The following is an 11,549-nucleotide window of genomic DNA, read 5'->3' on the forward strand; positions in this document are numbered from 1 at the left end:
ATAGGAAAATAAACCATGATGAGAGGAAAACAGTTGATCAGAGACTCTGCTGTATTGATAGGACATTGAAGCATTGAGCATAAATACACAGAGCTTATCTATCTAAGCTATCAACACTAAGTGATGAAGTCATTACGTGGACAGTTTTGCTTACACAATGACCGGGTTTAATGACAACTGAAGGGGTTCAAGACAAAAAATATCAATACCTACTTTTATTTCAGCTTATTTATGATCAGATTATTTATGAGGGATAGACTGATAAAAATAATAAAAATTATTTTCTGGTCTTGGTTATTCTTAGGTAGAGTATTTTAAAAGAAAACGAACTTTGCAGATGATGATTGCCCATCTGCATCGTTTAAAATGGTCTGTGATTTGATTAAAACCTTCGCCAATCCTCAGAGCAATTATAAGGATTGGGTTTTATTAAAGTGCAGGTTCTGGGACTGGATCAGGTGAGTTAAAGCAACACCCAGCAATGACGTCATCAGCATCATTTCCAGCATGGCATATTCGTTTACCCATAAAAAGCATAAGGCCAAGACACCCAAACTACATGCCAGATATAAGGTATTTTGAACCCAAATTTTAAGCGCAATACCAAGCAGGCCTGAACAAATCGCAATGTTCAGCAGCTCTTCAATCCCATTACGATGCAAGACGATGATTAAGCTTAAATAGCTACAAACTAATCCCATCGTGATGAAAAGTTTTTTTAACATGCTTTTCCCCTGATTTTAGGTAATTAATTGTTTTAATTTGGCTAAATCAATTTTAATTCACCAAACAGTAAAAAATAAGGTGTTTTAAGCTATGCTATTTGTACGAAATAAATGACATTTGCTTAAAAAATAACCAGATCTAATGGTGAGCTCATCCTACTTACTCAGTAATAAAACCCTCTATTTCAAAGTTACATGGCCAAAATAGGAATTTTATGTTTATTCAATTGTGTTATGTCAGTAGCCGGATCGAAGCTGAAAATGACCTATTACAGGATTTAAGCGATATTTTGGCAACAGCGCGATCTTTTAATCAGGCGCATGATATTTATGGTGTGCTGTATTATGCTGAAGGGATTTATTTTCAGTGCCTTGAGGGTGAAAAAGATCAGTTAGAGGCTTTATTTTCACAGATCAGTCAGGACCCTCGCCATCATCAGATTCAGCGTTTTCCTGACCATGCGGTTGAGCAGATTCATTTTAAAAAATGGTCGATGAAATATGTCAATCAGCATGGAAAAATCACCAGCCTTTTTAAGAAAATGGGTCTGGAAAAATTTCAGCCACATCAATTGAATGCTGAGCAAATGAACCAGTTTCTGGATTTATTGCTCAAAATGGAAGAGACCGAACAGAGTCCAAAAGCCAAGGTGGGCATAAAAAACCGCGGCTATCAAAATTATTTTTAAATAAAAAAAGCCCACATGACGTGGGCTTTTTTAGAAACAATTTTAAGCTTTTAAAGCGCTAATCAACTTCTGATGTAATCCACCAAAACCGCCATTCGACATAATCACCACAGCATCACCCTTGCCTGCCTCTTGAGCAACAGTCTGGATAATGTCATCCAGTGAACGCGCTACAATGGCTTTGTTGGGTGCAGCGTCAATCACGGGTTGTAAATCCCAGTCCAGACCTTCAGGTTGATACCAAATTACTTCATCGGCCAAACGTGCAGAATGGGCCAAGCCATCTTTATGACTACCCATACGCATGGTGTTTGAACGCGGCTCAATAATTGCCCACAGTTTACGTTCGCCTAAGCGTTTACGTGCGCCGTCAAGCGTGGTTTCAATTGCGGTCGGGTGATGGGCGAAGTCATCATAAACTTCAATTCCTTTCACGGTATCCAGCAATTCCATACGGCGTTTTACACCGCCAAAGTTTGAAAGTGCTTCACAAGCTGTTTCAATGGATACGCCCACATGTTCAGCCGCTGCAATGGTCGCCAAAGCATTGGCCACAGAATGCTGACCGGTCATGTTCCATTTAACGGTACCTTTAACCACGCCATTTTCTAACACTTTAAAGTGTGAGCCATCTGCAGAAAGCTGTTCCGCAGAAAGTGATGCTTTTGCATTGGCATCCAATGACGTGCGAACCACAGGTGTCCAACAGCCCATGTCCAAAACTTCATCAATATTAGTTTCAGTAATTGGGGCAATAATGCGGCCTTCACTTGGAATGGTACGCACCAGATGATGGAACTGTTTTTGAATCGCAGCCAGATCATCAAAGATATCGGCATGATCAAATTCGAGATTGTTTAAAATCGCGGTTTTAGGATGGTAATGCACAAACTTGGAACGCTTGTCGAAGAAGGCAGAATCATATTCATCCGCTTCTACACAGAAGTATTTGCCGCCACCTAAACGTGCACTTTCACTAAAACCAAGCGGTACGCCACCAATCAGGAAACCTGGCTCTAAACCGGCCTGATCAAGCACCCAAGCGAGCATGGTCGTGGTTGTGGTTTTACCATGTGTACCCGCAACACCTAAAACATGCTTACCTTGGAGTACGTGATCTGCCAAAAATTGTGGACCTGAAATATAGGCTAAACCTTCATTCAGCATATACTCCACCGCATCAATGCCACGTTTCATGGCATTGCCGACAATCACCAAATCTGGATGTGGCTGCAAATGGCTACGGTCATAGCCTTGCATTAAGGTAATGCCTGCATTTTCCAGTTGGGTCGACATGGGTGGATAGACGTTCGCATCTGAACCTGTCACCTTATGTCCTAAATCACGTGCTAATAACGCCAGCGAACCCATAAAGGTGCCACAGATACCCAAAATATGCAGATGCATTCGTTTTAACTCCACTGCTTTTTTGACACATCACGTTATTGGTGGGTGGTGTCATTATTGATTCAATTTGAAAGCAACGATATCAAGGGTTTTCTGGAAAAGATAGTCTTTCTTGTATCTATTCATAGGATTGCATCATGGGTTTTATTTTGCTGTTTTAGCTAGCGGCTTTGCTGGAAAAATCATGGATGAAATGACATGCTTTTTGATTGAAAAAACGTAAAATATTGACGATTATTCCAGATAAATTGACTATGTTCTTTCCGCTGCTGCTTTTAGTTATTTCTAACTGTTTTATGACCTTGGCCTGGTATGGTCATTTGAAGTTTTTACATGGTGCACCGCTTTGGCAAGCGATTTTATTTGGTTGGGTAATTGCCTTGCTCGAATACAGTTTTATGATTCCTGCCACCCGATTGCTTGCACAACAAGGCTGGGCGGTGGGACAAATGAAAATCACCCAGGAAGTCATGACTTTACTGGTGTTTGTGCCTTTTATGATTTTTATGTTTAAGCAGCCCTTTAAACTGGATTATTTATGGGCAGGATTATGTCTTTTAGGTTGTGTGTATTTTGTCTTTCGTAGTCAATAAACTGGGCACTGCCCTATTTTTATCTATTTCTATAAAAAATACCGAAAATATCAGCCTGCTTGGGCTGTTAAATTTTGGCGAGATGAAAAATCAGTCTATAATATCGGGCTTGTAATTCATTTAAAGCTTGGCACTTGTCGAGATTTATCCTTCCTTACATTCGTTTATGGAATATTTGCAATGAATGCGGCTGCTGCAGACACTCAACCTCTCGTTGGAATTATCATGGGTTCTCAATCTGATTGGGCAACTCTCGAAAACACTGCCAATATGCTTAAACAACTTGGCGTCCCATTTGAAGCGGAAGTTGTTTCTGCGCATCGTACGCCAGACCGTTTATTCGAATATGCCGAAACAGCACGTGAGCGCGGTATTCAGGTGATTATTGCCGGTGCCGGTGGCGCAGCGCATTTACCGGGGATGTGTGCAGCAAAAACTGATCTGCCGGTATTAGGCGTTCCAGTCAAATCTTCAATCCTGAATGGTGTAGATTCATTGCTTTCAATCGTGCAAATGCCGGCTGGGATCGCAGTGGGTACATTGGCGATTGGTCCTGCCGGTGCAACCAATGCCGCGATTATGGCAGCACAAATTTTAGGTTTAACACGCCCTGAAATTGCAAAAAATGTTGCCCAATTCCGTGCTGCGCAAACTGAAAAAGTGGCGAGCAAAAATATTCCGGGTCAAATCTAAAGCCAAGCTTAAAACGGGACACACGTTATGGATAAAACCATCGGTATTTTTGGTGGTGGTCAACTCGGCCGTATGATGGCGCAAGCTGCCCTACCGCTGAATATTCAATGCACCTTCTTTGAAGCCAATACAGATTGCCCTTCCGCAGCGATGGGTCAGGTGATTTCGACCAAAGCTGAAAATGGCTTGCAACAGTTCATCGAAAGCGCAGATGTTTTCAGCCTGGAGTTTGAAAATACACCGCTGGCAGATGTTGATGTGTTAACCAAGCACAAAGATTTGCATCCCCCGCGTCAAGCACTCGCGATTGCACAGCATCGTTTGTCTGAAAAAGCACTCTTTGATCAACTTGAGATTCCTGTTGCGCCGTATAAGGCGGTCAATTCTCTAGACAGCTTAAAAGCTGCGGTTGCAGACCTGGGTTTACCAATCGTATTGAAAACCTCACGTGGTGGTTACGACGGTAAAGGTCAGTTTGTGCTTCGTTCAGCAGATCAAATTGATCAAGCATGGGCAGAATTGGGTCCTGCGGGTGAACTCATTGCCGAAAGCTTTGTGACGTTTTCGCGTGAAGTGTCGATTATTGCGGTACGTGGTCAAAATGGTGACGTGAAAACCTGGCCATTGGCTGAAAACCACCATCACAATGGAATCCTGTCACATTCGATTGTTCCGGCGCCGAACAGTGCAGATTTACAGCCGGTGGCGCAAGACTACATCACTCGCCTGCTGAATCACTTGAATTATGTCGGTGTGTTGACGCTTGAATTGTTTGTGACCGACAAAGGCTTGTATGCCAATGAGATGGCACCACGCGTGCATAATTCAGGTCACTGGTCAATTGAAGGCGCTGTCTGCTCGCAGTTTGAAAACCACATTCGTGCGGTTGCGGGTTTACCGCTGGGTTCAACTGAAGTGGTTCGTCCCACCGTGATGGTTAACATTATTGGTAAGCATCCTAAATCTGAAGATGTCTTGGCTTTAAATGGCGCTCATTTGCACCTATATAACAAAACTGAGCGTACAGGCCGTAAAATTGGTCATATCACGCTGATGCCAAACGACAGCGCTGAATTAACCTCTTTATGCCGTCAATTGGCGAAAATCTTGCCAGAACCCTTGGCATTGACTCAAGATATGAGCATTTAATCCTTCGATTGAATGATAAAAAAGCGGTCATGCCAATGACCGCTTTTTTTATGCCTGAAGTTCGGGCATGATTGCGCCTCTTTCGAGTTTAAGCACCATTTATCGGAACAGAATAAAAATAACTGTATGTAATTTATACAATCCTTTATAAATAGACTGCATAAAAAACAAACAAATAGAATTGTCTTGTATTTGAATGTTACTGCTGTAAAACGATGCAGAAATTTTTAAATTCAAAAGACAAAAAATAAATTCAAAACAATACATTTAAATTTAAAAATATGAATTTAAATTCAAACCCGTGTATTTGAATTTAAAAATATGAATTCAAAGTTGCATCTGGCGATATGAATTTAAAAACAGACTTTTGAATTTAAGTTTTTACCTATTTAAGTACTTGGAACATAAGAAATTAACTTATCCACAACATATTTGAATTTAAAAACCGTGTTTTAAATTTAAAATAATCCATTTAAATTCATATTTTGAGTGTTTTTGAATTTAAAAAGTTCTAAAAACACGGGTTGTGGATAAGTTTTTAAATTTAAAAACAGAATATGAATTTAAAATGAAGGAAAAATGAATTTAAATTTACGATTTGATTCAGAAATTAGCGATCGATGATGGTATGGTAAAAACATAATTTAAATTCAAATGCCATCAGGGATACTATGCGTCGCTTAGCTTTCGTTTTAGGTTCAGTTTTTCTTGCAATGACTCAAGCCAATGCTGAGCTGATTATTAATGGTCAACCTGTTACGACCACTTCAACGCCATCATCCGCACCAGTTTTTAGCGCCCAAAATAATTTTCAGCAATGTATTGCCAATTTACGTAGCCAAGCCATCAGTTCTGGCGTGAGCGGCTCTACCTATGATCGTTATACGCAAAATTTAACGCCGGATTATTCCGTGATTGAAAAATTGAATTATCAGCCTGAATTTTCGACCCCGATTTGGGATTATTTATCCGGGCTGGTGGATGAAGAGCGTGTGCAACTGGGACGTCAAAAATTAGCCCAGCACCGTGATGTACTTAATCGCGTTGCGGCCGCTTATGGCGTTCCGGCTGAAACCGTAGTGGCAGTTTGGGGTGTGGAAAGTAATTTTGGTGATATTGCCGGAAGTTATCCTTTATTGCAGGCTTTAGGTACTTTAAGTTGTGAAGGTCGTCGTCAAAGTTATTTCCGTGGTGAATTTTTTACTACGATGCGAATTTTACAACGTGGTGATTTAACCGAGCAGCAAATGAAAGGCTCGTGGGCTGGGGCATTTGGTCATACCCAGTTTATGCCGTCTACTTATGAAGAGCTGGCGGTTGATTTTGATGGCGATGGTCGTCGTGATCTGGTTTCAAGTACCACAGATGCTTTGGCTTCAACGGCTAATTTCTTGAAAAAACGCGGCTGGCAAACCGGCATGCCGTGGGGCTTTGAAGTTCGTATTCCTGAAAGTATGTCCCTCAATGGAGAAGGACGTCGTAATAAAAATTCATTAAGCAGTTGGGTGAGTCGTGGTGTGGTTCGTGCCGATGGCAGTCCCTTAATACAAGGGAATCTATCTGAGAGCAGTTCGGCTGGACTAATGGCACCGGCAGGTGCAAATGGCCCAGTATTTCTAGTCTTTAAAAATTTCGATGCTATATATAGTTATAACGCTGCGGAAAGTTATGCTTTGGCGATTGCACATTTGTCCGACCGTTTGCAGGGTCAGGGTGGATTTAGTAAAGCCTGGCCAACTGATGATGCCGGAACATCACGCGCAGAACGTCGTGAAATTCAGCAATTTTTACTCAATAAAGGCTATGACATTGGTGCGGTCGATGGCTTGATTGGCGATAAGACCCGTCAAGCCATTCGTCAAGAACAAAATCGTTTGGGCTTAAACCCAACAGGTCGCGCAGGCCAACAAATTTTACGTGCCTTTCGAAATGAAAATGCCCAGAAAATGATGAAATAATCATGTTTTAGCCACAAAAAAGGTCTGCTTAATGCAGACCTTTTTATTGTGAAGTGTTTTTATAATTTATGCTTATACAGCAGTAATCGTACCTAAAACACGATAGCCTGCAGCACCTGTAACGGTAGGCAGGTTGCCACTTTGCTGATTCACAAAGCGCATTGCAAGCCAAGCAAAAGCAGTCGCTTCCACCCAAGTTGGTGCCAAACCAATTGCAGAGGTAGTTTGTACTGACCAATTGTGTTTGCGTAAACGCCAGCGCAATTGCTCGAGTAAATGTGAGTTGTAGGCCCCGCCGCCACAGACATAAACTTCACCAGTATCCATATCGGAACGGTAAATAGCTTTTTTAATTGCCCGTGTGGTGAGTTTCAATAAGGTCGCCTGAACATTTTCAGGAGTATCTTCCAGCTCATCATATTCCAGATCATTATGCCAGTCGGCAATTTGTTCATCTAACCATTCCAGGTTGAAATCTTCACGGCCGGTACTTTTTGGGGGTTCTTTGGAAAAAAATTCATGACCTTGCAGGCGGTCGAGCAGGCTGCGAATCGGCTGGCCATAAGCTGCCCAGTTGCCGTTTTCATCATAAGGCTGACCGGTATAACGATGACACCAGGCATCCATCAAAATATTGGCAGGTCCAGTATCGAAACCATATACAGCGTCCGGATTGCCGGCAGGCAGCATGCTGACATTGGCAATGCCGCCCAAATTTAAAATCACCCGATGAATGCTGGGATGCTGGAACAGGGCTTGATGAAATGCAGGAACCAAAGGTGCGCCTTGACCACCAGCGGCCATATCACGACGTCGAAAATCTGAAATCACGGGAATCTGGGTCATTTCAGTAATGATGTTGGGATCACCAATTTGCAGGGTAAAACCATGTTCAGGACGGTGGCGAATGGTTTGTCCATGTGAACCAATGGCTTTAATCTGGCTGCGATCTAGTTGGTTTTTTTCAATCAGCTGATTAATGCCACCACCAATCATTTGTGCTAAAGCAACATCTGCTTTGCCCATGCGATCAATTTCATTGTCACCGGGTAAAGTCAGCGCCATGAGTTCGTCACGTAAGTCCAAATCAAAGGGCAAGGTGAGGGTGGCATGAAGCTGCAATGGATCAAATGAAGCAGCAACGATGTCAACGCCATCCATGCTGGTGCCGGTCATTACCCCAATATAGATCGCTGTCATGATGATAGTTAAGCCTGCATTATGCTGAAAAAGTGTTAGTATATCGCACAAATTGTATAACTGATGTATTGGGTTTTGTGATGTCAAATTTCCTGCCGGCTGAAGAACAACTTGCCCTGATCCAACGAGGCACTCATGAGATTATTTCTGAAGAGGATCTGCTCAAGAAACTCAAAGAAAATCGTCCCCTAAAAATTAAAGCGGGCTTTGACCCAACAGCACCTGACTTGCATTTAGGTCATACCGTACTGATTAACAAGTTAAAAGTTTTCCAGGATTTGGGTCATGAAGTGACTTTCCTGATTGGTGACTACACGGCCATGATTGGCGACCCAACAGGTAAAAGTGCAACACGTCCGCCATTGTCGCGTGAGCAAGTGTTGGAAAATGCAAAAACTTATCAAGAACAAGTATTTAAAATCCTTGATCCGAATAAAACCAAAGTTCGTTTCAACTCGGAATGGTTTGCAGAAAAAACTGCAGCCGATCTGATTCAGCTGGCGTCTCAGCAAACTGTGGCGCGCATGCTTGAGCGTGATGACTTCACCAAGCGTTATAACAACCATCAGCCGATTGCGATTCATGAATTCTTGTATCCATTGGTACAGGGTTATGACTCGATTGCTCTGGAAGCAGATGTAGAGCTGGGTGGTACAGACCAGACCTTTAACTTGTTGATGGGTCGTACGCTACAAGGTCGTTATGATCAGGAAGCTCAGGTGTGCATTACAGTGCCTATTCTTGAAGGTTTAGATGGCGTGAATAAAATGTCTAAATCTTTGGGTAACTATATTGGTGTATTTGATGCACCAGGTGCGATGTACCAAAAAGTACTTTCAATGCCAGACGCTTTGATCGAGCGTTATTTTGATCTGCTGAGCTTTAAATCACTGGATGAAATTGCAGTGTTATTAAAGGAAATGCAAGAAGGTCGTAATCCTCAAGAGATTAAAAAGATCCTTGCACTTGAGTTGGTAGAGCGTTTCCACGGTGCGGAAGCAGCTGAGAATGCACACAAAGGTGCGGGTAATATTATTACCGAAGGTGAATTGCCTGAAGGCACCCCAGAAGTGACTATTTCGCGTGCTGAATTTGGCGGTGAAATGTTTATTGCTTCTATTTTACGTACTGCCGGTTTAACCAAAAATGCGGCTCAAGCCAAAGATGCCGTGGCACGCGGTGCTGTAAAAGTGGATTGGCAAGTGGTTGATGCAGGTTTCTCTGTGAATGAGAACAAGACCTTCATCATTCAAGCAGGTAAGAAGGCAATTGCTAAAGTGACCTTTATAGACTAATGATTTCTTAAATTTTTATTTAAGTTATTGAAATAAAAGCAGGCTTTGGCCTGCTTTTATTTTTTATATCGTATATTCATATTTTGAATAAGCAAATTCAAAAAAACCCTATAAAAACAACATTTAAATTTTTCCAAATCGGTTGCATTCTGTTTTGCTTATGTATAGGATTTATCCCTCTAGACATTGTGTAGAAAACATATCTAGAGGGTAAGTGTGTAACAAAAAGCTCCACAGTTTTAAGTCTCTTCCCCAAGAGACTTTTTTTAAATTTTTAAAGATAACTATAATAATGACATTATGGATCTGAATATGATCTAACTCCAAGGAAGAGGTTTTGGGAGAGATCTCTTTCTTTTTTTCTATCTAAAATTTAGTCAATTTTAATTTAAATATTATTTTTCAATAATATAGTAGTAAAAATCTCCATTTGAGCAGGTTTTGCTGAGCTTGGTTGTTTTTTAGAAGTTATGAGTTTTACAGCATTAAAGTCAATAAAATTGAGTTTGGGTAAAATCATTTTGACTAAGCTGCCGACACATAAGGCAGTCATGATGGTTCCTTCTCGCACACCAATAATCGTATGCAGGCATAAATAAGCGCTGACCCCAGCAATGAAAACTAGAATGATATCGCCATAAGTTTTGCATGAGCCGAAATTGAAATTAAAACGAAGCACCACTGCTTGATACAAGCCTTCCCCAGCCAGGAAGACTAAATTGGCTTTTACTACCAGATATACTCCAGGCAGCTCAATAAGCACAACAGTAATTGAATGGCGTAATGCTCAAATGACCAGGAAAGCGTTAAGCCAAGAATGACATCAATCAGAAAACCAAATATTACGCCAACCGGGAGTTGTAACCATTGATGCCACTGAAATTGAGAACCCAGAATAATCATCTGCAACACAATCATCAATATATGCATCATGATGGTCAGCGTTCCTACAGAAAGTGGAACAATAAAGCTATAAACATAGGGAACAGATGAAATTGGGGAGGTGCCCAAATTTGAGCGAATGGCCAGCACCACGCCAAAGGCTAATAAGGCCAGTCCACTCAATAAGAATAAGAGTCGCAATGGAAATTGAGTTGGCATCATTTCACACAGGAAAATAAAACCAAGTGTAACCAACTTCTTGATGGTTACTATTCACCTAACGGATCTAAAAATCACTTTTTTGAAGCAAGAGTCGTTATTCATGATGATGAAATCATTTATAGCAAATATTTGGTTTTACCTATTTGGGGTTATAGATGAAGGTTATTCGGGTAGAGGCTGTGTAGGTTTGATTTGACTGAGTAGCGTTTATCGCTTGATTAGAAATTTTAAAAATAGAGATACAGAAAGAAGAAATTGATTGATCAATTATGCTGGTAATTAAAAACATAAAATTCCAGGAAAATAGAAAAAAACCAATTTTTTCATCAGAAAAGTATAAAAAATGACTAAAAAACATGATTTTTTACTGATTTTGTAGAAAAAACAGACATGCGTGATAAATATCTCTATTTAGGGGTTGCGCGCCTTGAGAAACTGTATAGAATACGCAGCATCCCGACGCGATACAGCAAACGAACTTAGCTGATTTGGTTAAGTTGTTTCGTTTATTGCGTTGAAACTTGTCTCTGACGAAGAGCAAGGTAGATCATTAAGAGATTATGAAGAACAACTTGTGTGGATTTTTACTGGTTGATCGATCGAAATTATTTTCATTGATTGATGGTAGAAATGACTCGAAGTTTATTTGAGAAATATTTGTCAGAAAATTGATGAGCCAAGATTTGTAGCCATAAGCTACTAATGATTATTAACTGAAGAGTTTGATCATGGCTCA

Annotated in this window: 11 protein-coding genes; 6 read left to right on the top strand and 5 right to left on the bottom strand. The window is 40.9% G+C overall.

Translation table 11 applies throughout. The annotated features are described in order from the left end of the window. Positions 1–410 precede the first annotated feature (410 nt). Complete coding sequence (locus ACU0NF_RS10760) at positions 411–725, bottom strand: hypothetical protein (RefSeq protein ID WP_284067546.1); 315 nt, start codon at positions 723–725, stop codon at positions 411–413. Between the two features lie 215 nt (positions 726–940). On the opposite strand from ACU0NF_RS10760, the gene ACU0NF_RS10765 reads away from it, so the two are divergent. After that, complete coding sequence (locus ACU0NF_RS10765; protein ID WP_445661117.1) at positions 941–1,414, top strand: BLUF domain-containing protein; 474 nt, start codon at positions 941–943, stop codon at positions 1,412–1,414. Positions 1,415–1,456: 42 nt separating this feature from the next. On the opposite strand, the gene mpl is transcribed toward ACU0NF_RS10765, so the two are convergent. Beyond that, positions 1,457–2,821 carry a UDP-N-acetylmuramate:L-alanyl-gamma-D-glutamyl-meso-diaminopimelate ligase gene (gene mpl / locus ACU0NF_RS10770; RefSeq protein WP_445661118.1) on the bottom strand — a complete coding sequence of 455 codons (1,365 nt, stop codon included), beginning with the start codon at positions 2,819–2,821 and terminating at the stop codon, positions 1,457–1,459. A 254-nt stretch (positions 2,822–3,075) separates the two neighbouring features. Here mpl and ACU0NF_RS10775 point away from each other — a divergent pair, with 254 nt between their 5' ends. From ACU0NF_RS10775 to ACU0NF_RS10790, 4 genes are all read left to right on the top strand, one after another. Further along, a complete protein-coding gene (locus tag ACU0NF_RS10775) occupies positions 3,076–3,414 on the top strand; it encodes a DMT family protein (protein WP_131218125.1) in 339 nt (112 codons plus the stop codon). 180 nt (positions 3,415–3,594) lie between these two features. Continuing rightward, positions 3,595–4,107: a 5-(carboxyamino)imidazole ribonucleotide mutase gene (gene purE / locus ACU0NF_RS10780; RefSeq protein ID WP_131218111.1), complete on the top strand. Its 513-nt coding sequence runs from the start codon at positions 3,595–3,597 to the stop codon at positions 4,105–4,107. 27 nt (positions 4,108–4,134) lie between these two features. Next, complete coding sequence (locus ACU0NF_RS10785; protein WP_445661119.1) at positions 4,135–5,256, top strand: 5-(carboxyamino)imidazole ribonucleotide synthase; 1,122 nt, start codon at positions 4,135–4,137, stop codon at positions 5,254–5,256. Between the two features lie 671 nt (positions 5,257–5,927). After that, positions 5,928–7,214, top strand: coding sequence for a lytic murein transglycosylase (locus tag ACU0NF_RS10790; RefSeq protein ID WP_131382750.1), 1,287 nt, complete (start codon positions 5,928–5,930; stop codon positions 7,212–7,214). Positions 7,215–7,286: 72 nt separating this feature from the next. Here ACU0NF_RS10790 and ACU0NF_RS10795 read toward each other — a convergent pair whose 3' ends face one another. Next, positions 7,287–8,414: an anhydro-N-acetylmuramic acid kinase gene (locus ACU0NF_RS10795; protein ID WP_131319658.1), complete on the bottom strand. Its 1,128-nt coding sequence runs from the start codon at positions 8,412–8,414 to the stop codon at positions 7,287–7,289. 80 nt (positions 8,415–8,494) lie between these two features. Here ACU0NF_RS10795 and tyrS point away from each other — a divergent pair, with 80 nt between their 5' ends. After that, positions 8,495–9,709 carry a tyrosine--tRNA ligase gene (gene tyrS, locus ACU0NF_RS10800; RefSeq protein ID WP_445661120.1) on the top strand — a complete coding sequence of 405 codons (1,215 nt, stop codon included), beginning with the start codon at positions 8,495–8,497 and terminating at the stop codon, positions 9,707–9,709. A 388-nt stretch (positions 9,710–10,097) separates the two neighbouring features. On the opposite strand, the gene ACU0NF_RS10805 is transcribed toward tyrS, so the two are convergent. Next, a complete protein-coding gene (locus ACU0NF_RS10805; protein ID WP_445661121.1) occupies positions 10,098–10,403 on the bottom strand; it encodes a hypothetical protein in 306 nt (101 codons plus the stop codon). Between the two features lie 35 nt (positions 10,404–10,438). Then, the gene (locus ACU0NF_RS10810) at positions 10,439–10,810 is read right to left on the bottom strand and encodes a DUF6198 family protein (protein WP_445661122.1); all 372 of its coding nucleotides are present in this window, start codon (positions 10,808–10,810) and stop codon (positions 10,439–10,441) included. Positions 10,811–11,549 lie beyond the last annotated feature (739 nt).

This window comes from Acinetobacter sp. F16 (assembly GCF_052712855.1).